General features: G+C 69.7%; 23 protein-coding genes. 13 read left to right on the top strand and 10 right to left on the bottom strand.

All coding sequences use genetic code 11. The annotated features are described in order from the left end of the window. From modB to ABEA07_RS12885, 3 genes are read left to right on the top strand one after another with little or no spacing between them, the layout of a single operon-like run. A complete protein-coding gene (modB, locus tag ABEA07_RS12895; protein WP_345538287.1) occupies positions 1–684 on the top strand; it encodes a molybdate ABC transporter permease subunit in 684 nt (227 codons plus the stop codon). A gap of 20 nt (positions 685–704) precedes the next feature. Then, on the top strand, positions 705–1457 hold the full coding sequence (gene modA, locus ABEA07_RS12890; protein ID WP_345538285.1) for a molybdate ABC transporter substrate-binding protein: 753 nt from the start codon (positions 705–707) through the stop codon (positions 1455–1457). Continuing rightward, entirely contained in the window at positions 1454–2245 is a 792-nt protein-coding gene (locus ABEA07_RS12885) for an ABC transporter ATP-binding protein (RefSeq protein WP_345538284.1), read from the top strand. Before modA ends, ABEA07_RS12885 begins: the two co-directional genes overlap by 4 nt. 143 nt (positions 2246–2388) lie before the next feature. On the opposite strand, the gene ABEA07_RS12880 is transcribed toward ABEA07_RS12885, so the two are convergent. Then, complete coding sequence (locus ABEA07_RS12880; protein ID WP_345538283.1) at positions 2389–2964, bottom strand: carboxymuconolactone decarboxylase family protein; 576 nt, start codon at positions 2962–2964, stop codon at positions 2389–2391. Between the two features lie 115 nt (positions 2965–3079). Here ABEA07_RS12880 and ABEA07_RS12875 point away from each other — a divergent pair, with 115 nt between their 5' ends. After that, complete coding sequence (locus tag ABEA07_RS12875) at positions 3080–3400, top strand: winged helix-turn-helix transcriptional regulator (protein WP_345538282.1); 321 nt, start codon at positions 3080–3082, stop codon at positions 3398–3400. Positions 3401–3429: 29 nt separating this feature from the next. Next, entirely contained in the window at positions 3430–4398 is a 969-nt protein-coding gene (locus ABEA07_RS12870) for a threo-3-hydroxy-L-aspartate ammonia-lyase (RefSeq protein ID WP_345538281.1), read from the top strand. Positions 4399–4675: 277 nt separating this feature from the next. Here ABEA07_RS12870 and ABEA07_RS12865 read toward each other — a convergent pair whose 3' ends face one another. Genes ABEA07_RS12865 through ABEA07_RS12855 form a run of 3 tightly spaced genes read right to left on the bottom strand, consistent with a single transcriptional unit; the run spans position 4676 to position 9353 of the window. Further along, positions 4676–6952 carry a N,N-dimethylformamidase beta subunit family domain-containing protein gene (locus ABEA07_RS12865; protein WP_345538280.1) on the bottom strand — a complete coding sequence of 759 codons (2277 nt, stop codon included), beginning with the start codon at positions 6950–6952 and terminating at the stop codon, positions 4676–4678. Beyond that, positions 6949–7926 carry a Bug family tripartite tricarboxylate transporter substrate binding protein gene (locus tag ABEA07_RS12860; RefSeq protein ID WP_345538279.1) on the bottom strand — a complete coding sequence of 326 codons (978 nt, stop codon included), beginning with the start codon at positions 7924–7926 and terminating at the stop codon, positions 6949–6951. The genes ABEA07_RS12865 and ABEA07_RS12860 overlap by 4 nt, the downstream gene beginning before the upstream one ends. Before the next feature lie 29 nt (positions 7927–7955). Next, positions 7956–9353 (bottom strand): aminotransferase family protein, encoded by a 1398-nt coding sequence (locus ABEA07_RS12855; protein WP_345538278.1) that lies wholly within the window; start codon positions 9351–9353, stop codon positions 7956–7958. Between the two features lie 72 nt (positions 9354–9425). On the opposite strand from ABEA07_RS12855, the gene ABEA07_RS12850 reads away from it, so the two are divergent. Beyond that, positions 9426–10349, top strand: coding sequence for a LysR family transcriptional regulator (locus tag ABEA07_RS12850; protein ID WP_345538277.1), 924 nt, complete (start codon positions 9426–9428; stop codon positions 10347–10349). A gap of 19 nt (positions 10350–10368) precedes the next feature. On the opposite strand, the gene ABEA07_RS12845 is transcribed toward ABEA07_RS12850, so the two are convergent. After that, the gene (locus ABEA07_RS12845) at positions 10369–11655 is read right to left on the bottom strand and encodes an AsmA family protein (RefSeq protein WP_345538275.1); all 1287 of its coding nucleotides are present in this window, start codon (positions 11653–11655) and stop codon (positions 10369–10371) included. Positions 11656–11768: 113 nt separating this feature from the next. Here ABEA07_RS12845 and ABEA07_RS12840 point away from each other — a divergent pair, with 113 nt between their 5' ends. Both ABEA07_RS12840 and ABEA07_RS12835 read left to right on the top strand, forming a co-directional pair. Further along, the gene (locus ABEA07_RS12840; RefSeq protein WP_345538274.1) at positions 11769–12194 is read left to right on the top strand and encodes a hotdog fold thioesterase; all 426 of its coding nucleotides are present in this window, start codon (positions 11769–11771) and stop codon (positions 12192–12194) included. A gap of 49 nt (positions 12195–12243) precedes the next feature. After that, the gene (locus ABEA07_RS12835; protein ID WP_345538273.1) at positions 12244–13605 is read left to right on the top strand and encodes a solute carrier family 23 protein; all 1362 of its coding nucleotides are present in this window, start codon (positions 12244–12246) and stop codon (positions 13603–13605) included. Here the strand turns inward: ABEA07_RS12835 and ABEA07_RS12830 are convergent. Further along, the gene (locus tag ABEA07_RS12830; protein ID WP_345538271.1) at positions 13569–13916 is read right to left on the bottom strand and encodes a hypothetical protein; all 348 of its coding nucleotides are present in this window, start codon (positions 13914–13916) and stop codon (positions 13569–13571) included. The two genes, ABEA07_RS12835 and ABEA07_RS12830, sit on opposite strands and share 37 nt — an antisense overlap. A gap of 209 nt (positions 13917–14125) precedes the next feature. Between ABEA07_RS12830 and minC the strand changes: the two genes are divergently transcribed. The 3 genes from minC to minE are packed head-to-tail and all read left to right on the top strand — an operon-like array spanning position 14126 to position 16029. Continuing rightward, positions 14126–14881 carry a septum site-determining protein MinC gene (gene minC / locus ABEA07_RS12825; protein ID WP_345538270.1) on the top strand — a complete coding sequence of 252 codons (756 nt, stop codon included), beginning with the start codon at positions 14126–14128 and terminating at the stop codon, positions 14879–14881. Between the two features lie 47 nt (positions 14882–14928). Further along, a complete protein-coding gene (minD, locus tag ABEA07_RS12820; RefSeq protein WP_345538269.1) occupies positions 14929–15747 on the top strand; it encodes a septum site-determining protein MinD in 819 nt (272 codons plus the stop codon). 3 nt (positions 15748–15750) lie between these two features. Beyond that, on the top strand, positions 15751–16029 hold the full coding sequence (minE, locus tag ABEA07_RS12815) for a cell division topological specificity factor MinE (protein WP_345538268.1): 279 nt from the start codon (positions 15751–15753) through the stop codon (positions 16027–16029). Between the two features lie 125 nt (positions 16030–16154). Here the strand turns inward: minE and ABEA07_RS12810 are convergent, their stop codons facing one another. Both ABEA07_RS12810 and ABEA07_RS12805 read right to left on the bottom strand, forming a co-directional pair. Then, complete coding sequence (locus ABEA07_RS12810; protein ID WP_345538267.1) at positions 16155–17069, bottom strand: alpha/beta fold hydrolase; 915 nt, start codon at positions 17067–17069, stop codon at positions 16155–16157. A 203-nt stretch (positions 17070–17272) separates the two neighbouring features. Next, positions 17273–17875, bottom strand: coding sequence for a TetR/AcrR family transcriptional regulator (locus ABEA07_RS12805; protein WP_345538266.1), 603 nt, complete (start codon positions 17873–17875; stop codon positions 17273–17275). 123 nt (positions 17876–17998) lie between these two features. Here ABEA07_RS12805 and phaP point away from each other — a divergent pair, with 123 nt between their 5' ends. Then, complete coding sequence (gene phaP / locus ABEA07_RS12800; protein ID WP_345538265.1) at positions 17999–18487, top strand: TIGR01841 family phasin; 489 nt, start codon at positions 17999–18001, stop codon at positions 18485–18487. 127 nt (positions 18488–18614) lie between these two features. Continuing rightward, entirely contained in the window at positions 18615–18842 is a 228-nt protein-coding gene (locus tag ABEA07_RS12795) for a hypothetical protein (RefSeq protein ID WP_345538264.1), read from the top strand. Positions 18843–18857: 15 nt separating this feature from the next. Here the strand turns inward: ABEA07_RS12795 and ABEA07_RS12790 are convergent, their stop codons facing one another. Continuing rightward, a complete protein-coding gene (locus ABEA07_RS12790; RefSeq protein WP_345538263.1) occupies positions 18858–19274 on the bottom strand; it encodes an RcnB family protein in 417 nt (138 codons plus the stop codon). 124 nt (positions 19275–19398) lie between these two features. Continuing rightward, entirely contained in the window at positions 19399–19770 is a 372-nt protein-coding gene (locus tag ABEA07_RS12785) for a hypothetical protein (RefSeq protein ID WP_345538262.1), read from the bottom strand. Positions 19771–19775: the final 5 nt, after the last annotated feature.

Raw genomic sequence — 19775 nt, 5'->3', positions numbered from 1 at the left:
ATGAACACAACGAAATCCCTGCTCGAAGCGATGGACTGGTCGCCCCTGGTCCTGTCGCTGAAGGTCGCCGGCGTGGCCACCGTGCTCGCGCTGGTGGCCGGCGTGGCGCTGGGGTGGGTGTTCGCCCGCAGGCGCTTCTTCGGCCGCTCGGTGCTGGAGTCGATGTTCATGCTGCCGCTGGTGCTGCCGCCCACAGTGATCGGCTACGCGATCCTGGTGGCGGCGGGCCGGCACAGTCCGCTGGGCGCCTGGCTGCGCGAGCACCTGGACTACACCATCATCTTCAACTGGCACGGCGCCGTGGTGGCCTCCGCCGTGGTGGCGCTGCCGCTGGTGCTGAAGTCGGCCAGCGCCGCCTTCGAAGGCGTGGACCGCGCGCTGGAGGCTGCAGCCAGCACTCTGCGCCAGTCGCCCTTTTCCGTCTTCCTGCGTGTGACGCTGCCGCTGGCCTGGCCCGGCATCCTGGCGGGCACGCTGCTGGCCTTCGCGCGCGCCATGGGCGAGTTCGGGGCCTCGCTGATGGTGGCGGGCTCGATCCCGAAGCAGACCCAGACGCTGTCGATGGCCATCTACGACGCCGCCCAGGCCGGGCAGGACGAGCGCGCGCTGGTGCTGGTGATCGTGACCTCGGCGCTGTCGATCACGGTGCTGGTGCTGTCCAACCGCTTCTTCTCGCTTCGCTGAGCTGCCAAGGAATCCTCGCCATGCGCCTGTCCCGCCGTGTTGCCTCCCTCGCCCTCGCCGCCGCCCTGCCCTGCGCCGCCGCCGCCCAGCAGCTGACCGTCTCGGCCGCGGCCAGCCTGACGGATGCCTTGAAGGCGATCGGCACCCAGTTCGAGGCGGCCCGGCCCGGTGCCACCGTGCGCTTCAACTTCGCGGCTTCGGGCGTGCTGTTGCAGCAGATCAGCCAGGGCGCGCCGGTGGACGTGTTCGCCAGCGCCGATCAGGAGACCATGGACCGCGCCGCCGGCCAGAAGCTGATCGAGACCGACAGCCGGCGCAACTTCGTGAGCAACAGCCTGGTCATGGTCGAGCCGGCGCAGGGCGGCTCTGGCCTGAAGTCGTTGAAGGACTTGGCGGGGCCGGCGGTCCGCAGGATCGCGGTGGGCAAGACCGCCACCGTGCCGGTGGGCCGCTACACCAGGGAGGTGCTGGACAACGCGAAGCTCTGGAGCACGCTGGAGCCGAAGTTCGTGCAGGCCGACAGCGTGCGCCAGGTGCTGGACTACGTCGGCCGCGGCGAGGCCGAGGCCGGCTTCGTCTACCGCACCGATGCCGCCATCGCCGGCGACAAGGTGAAGATCGCGCTCGCACCCGGCGGCCACACGCCGGTCACCTACCCGGTGGCGGTGGTGGCCGACAGCAGGAACAAGGCGCTGGCGCGCGCCTTCGTCGACTACCTCGGCGGCGAGGCCGCGCAGCAGACGCTGGCGCGCTACGGGTTCGGCAAGCCATGATCGACGTCGACATCCGCCTGGCCGTCGAGGACCGAAGCCGCCGCTTCGAGCTGGCGGCGCGCTTCTCGACCGATGCGCCCTTCGCGGCGCTGTACGGCCCGTCCGGTGCCGGCAAGTCGCTCACGCTGCAGGCCATCGCCGGGCTGCTGCGGCCCGATGCGGGCCACGTGCGCCTGAATGGCCGCACGATGTTCGACGCCGCGCGCGGCATCGACGTGCCGGCGCCGGAGCGCCGCATCGGCTACCTGTTCCAGCACTACGCGCTCTTTCCGCACCTCTCGGTGCGGGACAACGTGGCCTTCGGCCTGAAGTCCTGGCACCGGCGGCGCCTGAGCCGCGAGGAGGACGCCCAGGTGCAGGCGCTGCTCGAGAACTTCGGCCTGGAAAGCCTGGCCGCGAGCCGGCCGGCCAAGCTCTCCGGCGGGCAGCAGCAACGCGTGGCGCTGGCACGTGCGCTGGCCTGCCGGCCGCAGGTGCTCCTGCTCGACGAGCCTTTCGCTGCCCTGCACCCGATGCTGCGCAGCGCCCTGCGGGCCGAGCTGGCCCAGGTGCGGCAGCGCTGGAACATCCCGGTGCTGATGATCACGCACGACGCCGAGGACGTGATCGCCCTGGCCGACGTGGCCTTCGTCTACGAGCACGGGCAGGTGGTGCGGGAGGTGAATCTGCAGCAGGCCACCAGCCGTGAACTCATGACGCAAGCTTTGACGGGTGAGCAGGCGCGGCCGCAGACGATGCGCCACGGGGTGTTGCGACGGTTGCTGGAGGGAACGGGCGGCACCGCCTGAAGCGCACATCCCTGCCGGCGGCGTGGACCTGTTACTCCGACCTGCAAGTACCGCAGGACAAGAGGTATGCGCGTCCGCTACCCATTCCCCGACGTCGCAATGGATTCAGCCATTGAATATGCCGCCGTGGGCTCAGCGCCGGTTCACCAACGCTCGCCCCATGTTTCCAACGGCACCCTCGCGACATTGCAGACATAACAGATCGCGTGGTACCACCCCACCAGCATCAGCAGTTCGATCAGCTGCGGCGGCGTCCATTCGGCGGCGAGAGCGGCCCACAGGGCATCGTCGATGTCGGACTTGTCGTGCAATGCATCCACCATCTCGATCAGCAGTCGATCGCGCGCTGCCAATCCATCGCGACGGGCCTCGTGCGCGACGATCGCCTCGCGCTCCCTGTCCCCCAGCCCCGCGGCCTGCGCGAAGGCCGTCCAGTGCACGCCCCACTCGTATTCCGCCCCGCAGCGCGCGCACACGCGCAGGATCACGATCTCGCGGTCGCGCAGCGGCAGGCTGGCCTTGCGGCCTAGCAGGTAGCCGCCCCAGGCGGTCGAGCGCTCGGCCAGCGCGGGGTTGAGCGCCAGTACGCGGAACAGGGCCAGGATGTCGGGCGCGTCGGGCGGCGTCATCTTCTGGAGCAGGGCGCCGAGTGCCTCGGGATAGGGGGGCGCCAGCGGCGTGATGCGGGGCGAGGCCGTGTGTTCCGTCAGCGCTTCCATGGGCTGCTCCTTTGACTAGAATGGCGGTCGAATTCGCTACGGAATCCGTAGCGTTCGATGCACTCTATCGCTACGGATTCCGTAGCGCAAGAACATCTTCGTCACCTTTGCGACCATGCCCGCCTCCGCGCCCGACGGCGCCCATCTCACGGCCCGCCGCCCCATCATGGCCCTGCTCGAGCAGCTGGGCCGCAAGGGCACGCTGCGCATCCTGTGGGAGCTTCGCGACGGCACGCCGCAGAGCTTCAGGCTGCTGCAGGGCAACGCCGACGAGATGTCGCCCTCCGTGCTCAACGACAGGCTCAAGGAGCTGCGCGCGCTGCAGATCGTCGCGCTGGTCGAGCAGGGCTATGCGCTCACCGAATCGGGCGCCGAGCTGGTGAAGCGCCTCAAGCCGCTGAACCAGTGGGCGGACCGCTGGTTCGAGGGGCTTTGACGAAATTTTCAGGCACACAGGATTCGACGATGAGCACTCCCATCCTTCCCACCTACGACGACGTCATCGCCGCCGCGCAGCGCCTCGAAGGCCATGCCCACCGCACGCCGGTGCTGCGCTCGCGCACGGCGGATGAAGAGCTCGGTGCGCAGGTTTTCTTCAAGTGCGAGAACCTGCAGCGCATGGGCGCCTTCAAGTTCCGCGGCGCCTTCAACGCGCTGTCCAAGTTCGACGCGCGCCAGCGCCAGGGCGGCGTGGTGGCCTTCTCCTCGGGCAACCACGCGCAGGCGATCGCGCTGGCCGCGCGCATCCTGGGCATGCCGGCCACCATCGTGATGCCGCACGACGCGCCGGCCGCGAAGGTCGCGGCCACCAAGGGTTATGGCGGCCGGGTGGTGATCTACGACCGCTACAAGGACGACCGCGAGCAGATCGGCCGCGAGCTGGCGCACAAGCACGGCATGACGCTGATCCCGCCCTACGACCATCCGGACGTGATGGCCGGGCAGGGCACGGCGGCGAAGGAACTGTTCGAGGAGGTCGGTCCTCTGGACGCGCTGTTCGTGCCGCTGGGCGGTGGCGGGCTGCTGTCGGGCACGGCGCTGTCGACGCACGCGCTGTCGCCGCAGTGCAAGCTCTACGGCGTGGAGCCGGAGGCCGGCAACGACGGGCAGCAGTCCTTCCGCAGCGGGCAGATCGTGCACATCGACACACCCCAGACGATCGCGGATGGCGCGCAGACGCAGCACCTGGGGCAGTACACCTTCGGGGTGATCCGCCGCGACGTGAACGACGTGCTGACCGCCACCGACGCGCAACTGATCGAGGCCATGCGCTTTTTCGCCTCGCGCATGAAGCTGGTGGTGGAGCCCACCGGCTGCCTGGGCTTCGCGGCGGCGCGCGCGATGAAGGCGCAGCTGGCCGGGCTGCGCGTGGGCGTGCTGATCAGCGGCGGCAACGTGGACCTGGAGCGCCTGGGGACGCTGCTCGCCGGCTGAGATTCCGGACAGACCCGCTTTTCCACCGCGCCATCGCGCAGCCCGCGACGCACCAGACACCCAGGCCGCGAAGCCGGCCCGTTCGGGAGCACCCGCGGAACCGGCTTTGCCGGGCCGCTGGGTGCGCCCCCGGCGAGGGGGTTGGCGGACCACACGAAGTGGGGGAGCCTGGGGGAGAGCGACATCCTCCGAGGAACCGGCTTTGCCGGGCCTCTGGGTGCACCCCCGGTGAGGGGGTTGGCGGACCACACGAAGTGGGGGAGCCTGGGGGAGAGCGTCATGTCACGCCGAAGCGGTGCAGGACGTTGCGCAGCAGCCCGCCGAAGACCGGATCGCAGTCCACCACCCAGGCCGCACCCACGGCGCCGGCGTGGAAGACACGGCCGCCCTGGGGGCGCTCCCAGTAGATCATCTCGGCCGAGAGGCCGTCGATCGACTCGCTCAGGTTCGAGAAGTAGTCGAGGTAGGCGTCGAGCCGCCCCGGCACGCGGCGGATGCCGTGGGCGATGACCTCGATGCCCGCCGGCGGATCGGGCAGCATGGCGCCGGGCGGCACGGTGTGCGTCATGCGCGCGAGGGTGGCGAGCGTGAGGTCCCATTCGTGGCCGATCGCGCGCGGCAGCCCGCCGCCCGGCGCGTGGCCGAAGGTCTGGCCGTGGGCCAGGCCCAGCGGCTGCGGCTCGTTGAAGAGCGCATGCGCCGGCTGCACCACGTGGTAGACGCCGAAGTCCTCGCCGTCGGCAAAGCCCCAGCCCGCCGTCTCCAGGCCGATGAGGGCGCCGGCGGCGCGGCCCGTGGCCTTGAGCCGGCCGCCGCGCGCCCAGTCCTGGCTGTGGTACTGCTCGCCGAAGGGTCCGGCGGGCGGGCCCAGCGGCGGCGCGCTCTCGTCGTGGGCGGGGCCATTGACCTTGCGCTGCTCCATCACCGTCATGTCCTCGTCGTAGCTCACGCGCAGGTACATGGTGTTGCCCGAGAGCACGACGGCGCTGCCGCCGCGGCGCAGATAGTCGTCGAGGGCATCGACGCAGGGCGTGGACCAGTATTCGCTGTGGCCGTTGACGAAGACGGTCTGGTAGCGCGCGAGCATCGCCGGATCGCGGTGCAGGTCGATATCGGCGGCGATGTCGAAGTCATAGCCCTCGCGCTCCAGCCAGACGTGCAGGTGGCGCTCCAGCCGCACCCATTGGCAGAAGCCGCTGCCCGCGGGGTCGTAGAGCGCATTGGGGCTGGCGTTGGGCCAGGGCATGCGCAGGCCGACCTGGTAGCAGGGCTGGCCGGCGCGGTGGTAGGTATAGCTGCAGAAGGCGGGCGCGTCGGGGTGGCAGTTCTCCAGGCCCTCCGCGCGGCGGGGCCAGACGGGATCGTCGACCCGATTCTTCGCGAAGGGCGTGCTCGCGTAGGCAAGCCAGCTGCTGACGGCGCACAGCACCAGGATGGGCGCCGGCGCGGCGTGCGCGGGGCGCCGCACGACGAAGCTGATGTCGTAGTCGGCCTCGCGGCCCTCGTGTTCGAAGCGGATTCGGCCCACGTAAATGCCGGGCCGGGCATTCTCCGGCAGGCGGAATTCGTGCGTGGCCTCCCAGCGACAGTCGTAGAGGTCGTCGCTGGCCAGGCGCAGGCCGTGGCCGCGCAGCGGATCGGCAAAGGGGTCGTAGTCCGACTCGGCGTCCTCGCTGGGCGCGACGCGGGCGGGATCGAAGGCCGGGCCGACGATCATCCAGGTGCCGTGGTTGACGATGCGGCCGGTGCGCTGGTGGCCGCTGGCATCGGCCACCTGCGCGCCACGCTCCTCGCGCAGCGGCCAGCAGGCCAGCACCGCGCGGCCGTTGGGTGCGGCGAGGCCGCGCGCGGCATGGCGCTGCGCGATCTCGGCGGGCGCCAGCGCACGGTTGTACACGGCCGGCATGGCCAGGTCGGCATCGAGGAACACATCGGCCGCGCCCTCGACGGCACTGGCGCCCAGGCGCAGCGGCGACGGGCCAGGGCACACGGCCTGCGGCGCGTCCCATCGGCCGATGCACGTGCCGTCGATCCACAGCGCGGCGACCCGGCCGTCCCAGGTGGCGGCCACGTGCTGCCAGCGCCGCACGGCGAGCCGGCCGTGCGCCTGCTGCGCATCGGCGCGGAAGGCGCAGCCGTCACCCAGGTAGAAGGCGGGTGCGCCGCCGGCCTCGATGAACAGGCCCCAGCCGCAGTGCGCGGGAAAGTCGTACTGGCCGATCACGCTCTGGCGCCGTTCCACGCTCCACGGCTTGATCCAGCATTCCACCGTCAGGCCCTGCAGCGGCAGCGCGGCCGGCAGGCCCTTCTCGACATGCACGTAGGAGCCCGGGTGGATGGGCTGCACCCGCGCGGCCGAAGGCGCGAAGCGGTGCAGCACCTCGTCGTCGCTGCGCCCTTCCACATCGCTGCCCAGGCGGCAAACCGAGAGCTGCCAGGCGCGGTCGCTGCTGACGTGGAAGCGCAGCACCTCCCCGGCCGCCACGCTCTTGCGGTCGGCGTAGCCGTGGACGCCGGGGAGATGGAGGGTCTTGTGCGAGGGAATGCCGCTCATTCCGAGGCGAAGCCCGAGGCCTTGACCACCGGCCCCCAGCTGTGCAGGTCGTCCTGGATGAGCTGCATCAGCTCCTTCGGGCTGCTCGGATGCGCCTCGAAGCCGAGCTTGGCGAAGCGCTCCTGCACGTCCTTGCCGGCCAGCGCCCTGCCCAGCGCCTTGTGCAACTGGTCGACGGTGGCCTGGGGCGTGCCCGCCGGCACGAACAGGCCGGTCCATTCGAGGTTGTCGAAATGGGTCTGGCCCAGTTCCTTGAGCGTGGGGACGTCGGGCAGCAGCGCGGAGCGCTTCGCGCCGTTGACGGCCAGCACCTTGAGCTTGCCGCTCTGCTGGTACGCCACCAGGTCGGCGATGGGCGTGATGCCGGCGGCGATCTGGTTGCCCAACAGGTCCTGTACCAGCGGCGCGGCGCCGCGATAAGGCGCGGCCACCAGGTTGGCCTGGGCCCCGGTGCCGAGGCGGTAGCCGATGAACTGCGCCACGCTGCCGGGCGCCGGGACGCCGTAGCTGGCCTTCTGCGTATCGGTGCGCGCGATCTCGAGCCACTGCTTCACGTCCTTGGCCGGCAGCGCGGCGGGCACGGCGATGCCTTCGTAGAAGCTGGCGATGCGGCCCACGGCCTTGAAGTCCTTCACCGCGTCGTAGCGCACCGACTTGGAGGTCAGCGGCAGCATCACCATCATGTGCATGTTGGCCAGCAGCACGGTGAGGCCGTCGGGCGCCGCGTTGCGCACGTAGTCGGCCGCGATCTGGCCGCCGGCGCCGGTGCGGTTGTCGACCACGACGGTGGTGCCCAGCTCGGCGGCAAGTTTGTCGGACAGCGTGCGCGCCTGCACGTCGGCCGAGCCGCCGGCAGGGTAGCCGACGACCAGCTTGAGCGGCCCCTTGTTCGCGGCGATCTGGGCCGGCGCGGCGACGGAGAAGGCGAGGCTGGCGCAGGCGAGCGCGGTCTTCAGGAGAGCGGGGAGCTTCATGGTGGGCCCTGGGTGGATGGGTAAAAGGGTCAGGCGGCGAGGCCCTTGTGTGCGATCTCGTCGGCCAGGTCGGCCAGCGAGCGCTCGAGCAGTTCGGCCAGCAGGTCGACCTCGGGCGCGGTGATGGTCAGCGGCGGTGTGATCATCTGGAAGTCGCCGAAGGCGCCGAGGTTGGCGCGGCGGTTGTAGAGCGCGATGCCGTGCCTGAGGCCATGCTCGGTGAGGCGCGCCGGCGCGTTGAAGGCGGCCGGCAGTTGTCGCTTGCTGCCCTTGTCGGCCACGATCTCGATGGCGGTCAGCAGGCCCTTGCCGCGCACGTCGCCGACGATGGGCGAGCGCTCGGCGACCTCGCGCAGGCGCGCCGCCAGCAGCGCGCCCATGTCGCCGGCGCGTTCGACCAGGCCCTGGCCGATCACCTCCTCCACCACCGCATGCGCGACCGCGCAGGACAGCGGGTTGGTGAAGTAGGTGTGGCCGTGCACGAAGCCGCCGCTGCCGGCCACCGCGTCCACGATGTGGTCGGGTGCCAGCAGGCAGCCCAGCGGCGTGTAGCCTGCGGCCAGGCCCTTGGCCAGCGTGACAAGGTCGGGCCGCGCGGCCGGCCAGTGATGGGCAGCGAGGAAGGCGCCCGTACGGCCGGCGCCGCTCATGATCTCGTCGTAGATGACGAGCACGCCGTGCCGGTCGCAGATCTGCCGCACGCGCTCGAAGTAGGCGGCGGAGGACACGACCGCGCCGGTGGAGAGCCCGCCGATGGGCTCCAGGATGAAGGCCAGCACCGTCTCGGGGCCCTCGCGCAGGATGGTCTGTTCCAGCGCCTCGGCACAGGCCTTCTCGTACGAGGCCACGGTGTGCCCCTCGGGCACGCGATAGGACTGCGGCGCCGGCACCTTCGGCATCGCGCGGATCATCGGGCCGTAGAGGTTCAGCGTGTTGGCGTCGCCCGTGACGGCGAGCGCACCCAGCGTGGAGCCGTGGTAGCTGGGATCGCGCGAGATCACCTTGCTGCGGCTGGCCTGCCCGCGGACGACCGCGTATTGGCGCGCGAGCTTGATTGCCGATTCGTTGGCCTCGGAGCCGCCGGAGACGAAGAAGGCGCGGTCGAAGCCTTCGCCCGCCAGCGCACAGACGCGATCGGCCAGCGCGATGTTGTGCTCGCTCTCGAAAAAGCGCGGATAGGCGAAGCTGACCTTGGCCGCCTGCTCGTTCATCGCCGCCAGCACGCGCGGGTTGGCGTGGCCGATGTTGGCGACCACCGCGCCGGCGGTGGCGTCCAGGTAGCGCCGCCCGGCGTCGTCGAACAGGAAGACGCCTTCACCGCGTGCGATGCGCGGGGGGCGCGGTGCGCCCTTGGGCGCGTAGAAGCCGAGGACGCTGCCGCCCTGGGGCGTGTCGCCGATGGTCCGGATGGGGGTGTCGATGCGCATTCCGGGCACGATACGGATCGCGCCCCCACGCCGGAAGACGTATCAAGCGATGAAGTGTTATACGTCGTGCGCATGAGCCGCCTGAAATACACCCACGACCGCCTGGACCTGCTCGAGACCTTCATCCGCATCGGCGAGAGCGGTTCCCTGAGCAAGGCCGCACGCCTGCTGGGCACGACGCAGCCGACCGCCAGCCGCCGCCTGCTGGAGCTGGAGCGACTCCTGGGCTGCAAGCTGGCGATCCGCAACACGGCCAGCTTCTCGCTGACCGACGAGGGTCGCTCGCTGCTGGCCGAGGCGCACGACCTGACAGACCGCTGGTCGGGCCTGTCCAGCCGGCTCTCGGGCGGCCAGAGCCGGCCGGAGGGCACCTTGCGCGTGATCGGCCCTTCCGGCTACGGCACCGGCTTCCTGACCGATGCGGTGACGGACCTGCGCGCCAGCCATCCGGCGCTGCGCGTCGAGTTGACGCTGACGGACCGGGTGGTGGACCTTGCCGCCTCGGGCGCGGAGTGCTGGGTCTGCGTCGGCACGGTGCGGGACCCGGGCCTGGTCAGCCGTCACCTGGGCGAGATGCAGCGGGTGCTGATCGCCACGCCGGCGCTGCTCAAGCGCACCGGGCCGGTCACGCTGGCCCGCCTGCCCTCGCTGCCCTGCGTGGGCCTGGTGCCTTACGTGGAGGGCAGCGTGCGCCTGCTGGACAAGTCGGGGCGCTCGCGCATGGTGCAGCTGGACACGCCGATCAAGACCGACAGCCTGCTGTCGAGCTACCGCGCGATCCTCAACGGTGCCGGCATCGGCGCGGCCGCGCCGTGGATGTGCCATGCGGACATCCAGGCCGGGCGCGTCAAGCGCGTGCTGCCGCGCTGGTGGCTGGAGCCGATCGGCATCCACGTCGCGCTGCCACCGGGGCTGTACCGGCCGGCGCGGGTGACGGCGTTCATCGATGCGCTGAAACAGCGGATGCACGCGCTGCCAGGGTTCAGGCCCGCATGAGCCCGAGCCCGGCCGGAGACTACTTCTTGTTTTTCTCCTGGTTGTTTTTCTCGTCCCCGAACAGCTTTTCGATCTGCTGGCCGACCCGCGCGCCGATCGCGGTGCCCACGCCCGGCAGCACGGCCGTGCCGACCGCCGCGCCGGCCAGCGCGCCGCCGGTCATCGACAGCAGCGGCTCGTCGAGCGTCCCGGCCAGCTTGAGCGGCAGGCCGACGACGCCGTCGACCAGGTCGATCGCCAGCTCGCCGTTCAGCCGCCGATTGAATACGGTGGCGCTGCCGCTGGCGCTGAGCACGCCGGAGCGGGCCTGCAGGCCGGCATAGCGAAGGCGCACGCCATCGACGGTGTTCTGCGTCTCCAGGGTGCCCGTGAGTTCGTCGAGCACCGTCTGGCCGCCCCTGACGCCACCCGAAGTCACTTTCGAGAGGTCGAAGCCCTGGAGCGTCGCCGGCCGCATGGTGAAGCGCGTGCGGGTCCGGACGTCGCGGATCAGCTCGGCGACGTTGTCCCCCTCGCTGCGGATCTCGGTGTGGCCGTCGAAGCGGCCCGCCACGACCTGGCGCCGGCCGAAGGCGCGCACCAGGTCGCCGACGTCCACGCCCCGGGGTTCGAGCTGGGCGCTCAGACGCAGCCGGCCGGATTCGGTGGTTTCGAGCGCGGCCTGGCCGTTCCACGTGCCGCCGCCGGCATCGATCAGCGTGCGCCAGCGGTCCTCGTCTCCTTCGCGCTCCAGGCGCAGCCGGGTCGTCGGCGAGACACCGGGCCGCAGCAGTTCGGCCTCGCGCGGGCGCCAGCCGCGGTCGAAGCGCAGGTCGGCGTCGTAGGCCAGCGCGATGTCGCGGCGGTTGATCCACACGACGTCGCGCAGCCGCACGCGCTCGACCGGGATTTCCGCCAGGGTCCAGGCGCCGGCGAGCATGCCGGAGACTTCGCCGCCCTGCCAGCGCCCGCGGAAGGCGCGTACCGACGCGTACGGCAGCACGGCGCCCTCGACTTCGATCGCCTCGATGGCGACGGTGCGGCGCCACAACGCATCGAGCCGGGGCCGCAGGACCACGCGGCGCACGGTGATCGGCCTGTCCTGCCCGGTCGCGATGTCCCCGAGGACCACGACCGGCGCCGGGCGCAAAGACCAGCTCGCGCTGCCGACGCGCAGTTCGATGCCGGTGGACTTCTGGAAGCGCTCCTCGATCTGCGCCGCCAGCGCCTCGTCGCTGGGCAGCAGGCGCCAGGCGAACCACGCCCCGCCGAGCAGCAGGAGCACGGCGATCACCGAGCCGATGAGCCAAGGGCGAGCTCGTTTCATCGCACGAGCTTAGTCCGCTGCCCATGCAGCGGCATCAGCCATGTCCCCATGGCCATGTCAGGGCCAATCGCTATAGTTTCCCGCCACATCGAACCATCGAACCGGAGCCACCCATGTCCATCTGGAAAAAAGAAATCTCGATCCAAGAGCTCACCCGCAGTCACCTGAACACGGCCGTCGCCACCCTGGGCATGGAGTTCCTGGAGATCGGCGAGGACTTCATCCGGGGCCGCGTGCCGGTGGATGGGCGCACGCGGCAGCCCTACGGCATCCTGCACGGCGGCGTGTCCGTGGTGCTGGCGGAGACGCTGGGCTCCTGCGGCGCGCACTACTCGGCCCCCGAGGGCTACCGCGCGGTGGGCCTGGACATCAATGCCAACCACATCCGCGCCGCCACCTCCGGCTGGGTCACCGGCACGGCGCGGCCGGTGCACCGCGGCCGCAGCACGCAGGTCTGGCAGATCGACCTGACCAACGATGCCGGCGAGCTGACCTGCGTCTCGCGCCTCACCATGGCAGTGCTGGCGCCGCAGGGCTGAAGCACCGGCCCCGTCAACAACACAACAACGACCGAGGAGAACCCGGACCATGAGCGATTCCTATCTTCCCCGCTGGCGCGAAGTCGCCCCCGGCCAGGCCGCGGTGGTGGCGCCCGACGAGCGCCTGCCCTGGCTGCAGACGACCGCGATGGGCGTGCAGCACGTGATCGCGATGTTCGGTGCCACGGTGCTCGCGCCGGTGCTCATGGGTTTCAATCCGAACATCGCGATCCTGATGAGCGGCATCGGCACGCTGATCTTCTTCCTGATCACGGGCGGGCGGGTGCCGAGCTACCTGGGGTCGAGCTTCGCCTTCATCGGCGTGGTGATCGCCGCCACCGGCTATGCGGGCCAGGGCCCGAACGCGAACCTGGGCGTGGCGCTGGGCGGCATCATCGCCTGCGGGCTGGTCTACGTGCTGATCGGCGTGCTGGTGGCGCTGACCAACGAACGCCACCACAAGTCGGCACCGCTGCGCGGCATGGAGGTGGAAGAGATCGAGCAGGACGTGGCGGTGCACTGGATCGAGCGGCTGATGCCGCCGGTGGTGACCGGGGCGGTGGTCGCGGTGATCGGGCTCAACCTGGCGGGCGTGCCGATCAAGAACATGGCGCCCACCGGCTTCGACACCTGGATGCAGGCGCTGACCTTCCTGTGCGTGGGCCTGATCGCGGTGTACAGCCGCGGCATGGTGCAGCGCCTCCTGATCCTGATGGGGCTGATCGCGGCCAGCCTCATCTACGCGCTGCTGACCAACGGCATGGGTCTGGGCAAGCCGATCGACCTGGGCCCGCTCGCGTCCGCACCCTGGTTCGGCCTGCCGCAGTTCGCCAAGCCGGTGTTCGAGGCCAACGCGATGCTGCTGATCGCGCCGGTGGCGGTGATCCTGGTGGCGGAGAACCTGGGCCACATCAAGGCCGTGAGCGCGATGACAGGGCGCGACCTGAACCCCTACCTGGGCCGCGCCTTCATCGGCGACGGCATCGCGACCATGGTGAGCGGCGCGGCCGGCGGCACCGGTGTGACCACCTACGCGGAGAACATCGGCGTGATGGCCGCGACCAAGATCTACTCCACCGCGATCTTCGTGGTGGCGGCGCTGATCGCGCTGCTGCTGGGCTTCAGCCCCAAGTTCGGCGCGCTGATCCAGGCCATTCCGCTGCCCGTGATGGGCGGGGTGAGCATCGTGGTGTTCGGGCTGATCGCGGTGGCGGGGGCGAAGATCTGGGTCGACAACCGGGTCGACTTCTCGCAGAACAAGAACCTCATCGTGGCGGCCATCACGCTGATCCTGGGCACGGGCGACTTCACGCTGAAGTTCGGCCAGTTCGCCCTCGGCGGGATCGGCACCGCGACCTTCGGTGCCGTCCTGCTCTACGCGCTGCTCAACCGCTCCGACCCGAGAGCCTGAGAAGCGGGCTGGGGACGCCACTGCGGCACGGCGCGCGTGCGGCAGGTGCGCAGCACGCGCGACATCAGTTCCTCGAACAGGCCCAGCGGATCGCTGACCATCCGGGCGACGGGGTAGCTGCCGAGAGCGAAGCCGGCGAAGCGGATCTGCACCTGGTCGAAATAGTGAGAGAGACCCTGACCGGCATCCAGCAGGCAATGTTCGGCACTGTCGAAGAGATCGCCGTCACGGGGTTCGGCCGCCGATGCCGCGCAGAGGCTGTAGGTGTAGAGGTGCGAATGCACCGAGCGAATGTCGAGGATGGGCTGCATCTGTGAAATAGGCGCAACTGGCGTTTTGAGAAGCGGCGAGTCTGCGCATCGAGGGTTCCCCGCCCTGTAGGAAGATTGCGCATTCACATTAACGAGAAAGTGAAACCTGGTGCAAGAAGTGTTGTGCCGCGTGCCGCTTTCAGGGACCCTCTCCGGGGCTCGACGCCCGTGCCCGTTAGACTTCCACGCTTTTCGCACTGACGATATCCATGGCCGATGCATCCGCCGCGCGCACCCGAGCGGTTTTCGAATTCAAGAGCGCGACGCTTCCGCTGATTGCCGTGATCCTCAAGACGGCGGACCTGGACGTCCTGGCGGCCGCCATGGATGTCCAACTGGCCGACTCTCCCGACTTCTTCGAGCAGGAGCCGGTGGTCATCGACCTGTCGCTGCTGCAGGAGGCCGAAGCGCCGGCCGAGCTCGACTTCGCCGCGCTGCGTGCCCTGCTGGCGCGCCATCAGACGCAGCCGATCGCGGTCCGCGGTGGCAGCAACGCGCAGAACGCAGCGGCGCGGGCCGCCGGCCTGTCGGTGACGGCAATGCCGGTGCCGCCCACGCCCAGCCCGCGGCCGCCCGCGCCGCCGGCCCAGTCGCCGCAACCCCAGATCGTGCGCGAGGTGCCGGTGCCGGCCGTCGGCACGCTGGTGATCGACAAGCCGCTGCGCTCCGGCCAGCAGGTCTACGCGCGCGGTGGCGACGTGGTGGTGACGGCCGTGGTCAACTACGGGGCCGAGGTGATCGCGGACGGCAACGTGCACGTCTATGCGCCGCTGCGCGGCAAGGCGATCGCCGGAGCCCGCGGCAACACCGAGGCGCGCATCTTCACCACCTGCATGGAGGCGGAGCTGGTCGCGATCGCGGGCATCTACCGCACCTCGGAAGTGGCGCTGCCGGAACAGATCGCGGGAAAACCGGCACAGATCTCGCTGGACGGAAAGAAGATCGTGATGAGCGCGATCGAATGACGATGCGCTCGCACCCCTGAACGAACGAAACGTAGAGAAGGAACGAAATGGCAGCCAGGATTGTGGTGGTGACCTCAGGCAAGGGCGGCGTCGGCAAGACGACCACGAGCGCGAGCTTCGCATCGGGCCTCGCGCTGGCCGGCAAGAAGACGGCCGTGATCGATTTCGATGTCGGCCTGCGCAACCTGGACCTGATCATGGGCTGCGAGCGCCGCGTGGTCTACGACCTGATCAACGTGATCCAGGGCGAAGCGAACCTGAGCCAGGCCTTGATCAAGGACAAGCAGTGCGACAACCTGTTCGTGCTGGCCGCCTCGCAGACGCGCGACAAGGACGCGCTCAAGCAGGAGGGCGTCGAGAAGATCCTCAAGGAGCTCGACGAGCAGGGCTTCGACTACATCGTGTGCGACTCGCCCGCCGGCATCGAGACCGGCGCACTGATGGCGATGCACTTCGCCGACGAGGCGCTGATCGTGACGAACCCCGAGGTCTCCTCGGTGCGCGATTCCGACCGCATCCTCGGCATGCTGGGCTCCAAGACCAAGCGCGCCAAGGAAGGCGGCGAGCCCATCAAGGAGCATTTGCTGATCACGCGCTACAACCCGAACCGCGTGGCCGGCGGGCAGATGCTGTCGCTGGAGGACATCCAGGACATCCTGCGCATCAAGCTGATCGGCGTGATCCCGGAGTCGGAGAGCGTGCTGCAGGCCTCCAACCAGGGCATCCCGGTGATCCACGACAAGGAGAGCGTGGTGGCGCAGGCGTATGCCGACGTGATCGCGCGCTTCCTCGGCGAGGACAGGCCGATGCGCTTCGTCGACGCGGAGAAGCCCAGCTTCTTCAAGCGCTTCTTCGGCGGGAGGTAAGGGATGTCTTTCCTCTCGTTCCTGCTGGGCGAAAAGAAGAAGACTGCGGCGGTCGCGAAGGAGCGCCTGCAAATCATCCTCGCGCACGAGCGCAGCAGCCTGAGCGGCAAGCGCCGGCCGGACTACCTGCCGGAGCTGCAGCGCGAGTTGATCGCGGTGATCTCCAAGTACGTGTCGATCAATGCCGATGACATCAAGGTCAACCTGGAGAAGCAGGACGACCTGGAGGTGCTCGAGGTCAAGATCGAGCTGCCCGACGGCACGGCTCTCGCTGCTAGATAAGCTCTTCCCCAGGCTCCCCCACTTCGTGTGGGCCGCCAACCCCCTCTCCGGGGGCGACACCAGCGGCCCGGCAAAGCCGGTTCCGCGCTGTCTCCCGAACGGGCCGGCTTCGCGCCCGGCGTGATTCAGGGGGCAGCGATGAAGGTTGCGATCTGTTCCAGCACGAGAGGCTCGCGCAGGATGCGGCGGTGGCCCAGTGCCTCGGTGGCGACGAGCCGCGCGCCGGCGATGGCGTCACGATAGGCCACGCCGTCGGCGAAGCGGTTCACGCGGTCGTCGCGGTCGTGGACCACCAGCGTGGGCTGCGTGATGCGCGGGCCGACGGCGGCCGGCTCCAGCAAGGGCATCAGCACGCCTTCGCGCGCCTCGATGCGCTGCTGCAGGGCGGCGCGCGTGCGCTCGCTGAGGCCGAACACGTGGGCGAAGTAGCGCGTGAAGGCATACGGGGAGGCCGGCGGCGCGAGCAGCACCAGGCGCTCCGCGCGCAAGCCGCGGCTGGCCGCAAAGGCGAGCGCGTTCGCGCCCAGGGAATGCGCTGCGACGGCCTGGAGCGGGCTGCCCTCCAGGGCGAGACGAGAGGCCACGTACTCTATCGCGCGTGCGAACTGGGGCAGGTTGCTGACCGTGCCTGCGCTGCGCCCGTGGGCCGGCATCTCCAGAAGGAGCGGCGCGAAACCCGCCGCCGCCAGGGCCTGTGCCAGCGGCACCATCTGGCCGGCGTGGCCTCCCCAACCGTGAATCAGCAGCACGCGCGGTGCGCCCAGCGTGACGGCCCTCGGCGTGTACAGGCCGAGGTCGGCATCCTCGAAGGGCCAGGCCTCGCGCTGCCAGCTTTCCGGCGGGCCGTGGCGGCGATTGAGCCACTTGAGTGGCAGCGGTGTGCCGAAGAGCCGGTAGGCGGCGCGCACCCCCAGTGCGGGCCAGGCTCGCTGCGACGCGCCCAGCGCGAGGCGCAGCGCACGCATCCAGGGACCAGCGCTGTAGTAGTTGGAGGCCGCGGCGGCAGCGGGCGCGGCAGAGCCGGAGGTGGCGGTGGGCATGTGTTTTCCTTTCAGTACCAGACCCAGTCCTCGTTGGTCCGAGGCAGGCCGCGCAAGGTCGAGACGACCACGCGCGCGCCCACGCCGACCAGGCAGGCCCCCAGGAACAGAAGAGCGATCAGCATGACTTTCTCCTTAATCGCACGGTTGTGCGAAATTTGAACGAACGAAGGACAGGGACGAGGAAGGGCGAAGACATGAAATCAGGCCCGGTAAGTGGCGAGCACCCGTTGCCAGGTGAGCCGGGCGCGTTCGGCGGCTCGGGTGTCGCGCAGGAAGCGCGCATCGTGCAGCAGGGACATGATCAGGCCGTTGATCTCGCTGACGAGCTGCGCCGGGTCGGTGTCGGCCCGCAGTTCGCCGGTCTCCACCGCCTGTTGGACGCTGCGGCGCAGCGCGGCGCGCCAGCGCGTGACCTCCTGGACCAGCAGGTCGCGCAGCTCCCCCTCGCGGTCGTCGTATTCGAAGGCGCCGGCGGTGTAGATGCAGCCGGTCTCGGTGTCGATGTCGCGGGTGCGCGCGATCCAGCGGGAGACGATGTCGTCGAGGCGCGCCAGGCCCTTGGGCTTTTGCATGGCGGGCACGAAGACGTCGGCCAGGAAGCGGCGGCCGAACTCCTCGATCACCGCCTTCTGCAGCGCCTCGCGCGAACCGATGCGCGAGAACACTCCGCTCTTGGACAGGCCCAGCCGGGTGGCGACAGCCTGCAGAGTGATGGCGTCCAGGCCCTCGGCCGAGGCGAGATCCATCGCCGCGCCGACGATGGCGGTCCGGGTCATCTCGCTCTTCTGGGTCTTGGCGTCCATGCGGCGCAATTTAGCACATGCGTCCGAAATTGCAAGGACACGGCTTTCGGCATCTTGCTTCTTCCATCCGGCAGGGGTATCGGCGTATCGTGGCGACTCCAATCACAACCCGGAGACACAAGCATGGCAACGAGCAAGACGAGCAGCAGTGCGGGTGCGAAGAAAGCGCGCGCGACGGTCGCGGAGGACGTGCAGGATGCCTTCGTCAAGCCGCTCAAGGGCATGGCCGACCGTCTGCAGAATCTCCCGCTGGCGGGGGCGGCCAGCACCATCGTGGAAAGCGGCCGCAAGGACCTCGCGGCGCTGATGGAGGCGAACGAGAAGTCCTACCAGGGGCTGCAGGCCGTGGTGCAGCGCCAGACGGAGATGCTCAAGGCCTCGATCGTGGAATGGCAGGGTGCCGTCAAGGGGATGTCGCCCACGGAGCCGCGCGAGAACCTGTCCAAGCTGGACGCGATGGGCCGGGCCGCCTTCAAGCAGGCGCTGGACGATATCCGCGAGTTGTCGGAACTGGCGGCACGCTCGCAGGCCGAGGCCTTCGACATCGTGCGCCAGCGCATTCGCGCCAATGTGGACGAAGTCAGCAAGCTGCTGAAGGCGCCCCGCAAATGAGCGGCGACACAGTTGCGGATCGTCCAAACCGATAAAAAGGTCCGCGATGCGGCGGCCAGGAGGCGTACATTGGCCCTTTTCCTCTCGCGAAATCGGAGCGATCTTGGCCAAGGTATCGACTTCTCTCATGCGCAACCCCGCCGCCGCAGCGGCGGCCGACCAAGCCGCTGCACGTGACAGGCTGCGGCAGGCGCTGCCCGCCACGGTCGAGTTGCTGAAACAGCGCCAGGCCGACCGGATCGCCGACACCGACATCGACGCCTATGTGGCCCTGAACTGGCTCGAATGGCACGGTGGCGGCCTGCGGCTCACCATCACCGGGCGCAACGTGTGCGCCCAGGCGGCGGCGGCCTGAGTCCGCGTCCGGCCCTTACTGCGAGGCGATGATCTGGGCGATCAGCCCGGTCGCGAGCGCGGCCAGCACGAAATTGCCATCCGCCTGCACCCAGTGATAGCCGCTGGGCGGCGCCTGCAGGCGGTAGGCGCGCCAGTCACGGACCTCGTACGCATCGCCACGGTAGTGGTGCGGCAGTTGGCCGCCGCGCCGCCAGTGGCCGTGCCCATCCCAGTGGCCGCGATCGGAATCGTGGTGGTCGCGCTGATAGTGGCCGCGGTCCCAGCCACGGCGATCATGGTCGCGGTCGAAGCGCTGCACGTGCCGCGGGCCGTCGTCCCAGCGGCGCGCATGATCGCGGTGGCCACCGTCGTCGGCCAGGGCACTGCCGGCCATGCACAGGGCCAGCACTGCGGCGACGGCACTCGTAGGGACCTTGCTGCGCTTGTTCATGACGACTCCTTCATTGCGTTGGAACATGGCTTCATTGTGGAAAGCCCATGTGTCGCTGACGCAGGCGGCGGATATGGCGGCGATGAAGGATGTAAGTGCCGGTAAAGAGGCTCTCGCCGGGGTTTCAGGGCGCGTTGCCCTGCGGACCGACCTTGGGCGGCGCGCCGTGGCCCGTGCCGCCCGGAAGCTTGCGGCCCAGCGACTCGCCGAAGTTGCGGATCGGCCGGCTGGCGCGCTCGGAGGTATTGCTGACGCCGCGCCGGGTGGCCGCGTCGGCATGGTCGATGCTGCGGCCGGCGGCATCGGTGCCGCGCTGGATGCCGCCGAGGACCTTGTTGTCGCGCGGCGGCGGCTTCAGCGTGCGGGCGGGCTGCGTCGTGGGGGGATTGTTCGCGTTCTGCGCCGAGGCAGCGTGCGGCAACGCAAGGCAGACGACGAACACGGCTGCGGCAGTGCTCGCGGTCATGGGCTTCAGGTTCAGGGAGGGGGTCGGCATGGTGC

This window comes from Variovorax defluvii, from assembly GCF_039541515.1.
Lineage (GTDB): Bacteria > Pseudomonadota > Gammaproteobacteria > Burkholderiales > Burkholderiaceae_C > Variovorax > Variovorax defluvii.
The sequence above is the reverse complement of the archived record's forward strand: the minus strand, read 5'-3'. Positions and strand labels throughout refer to the sequence as shown.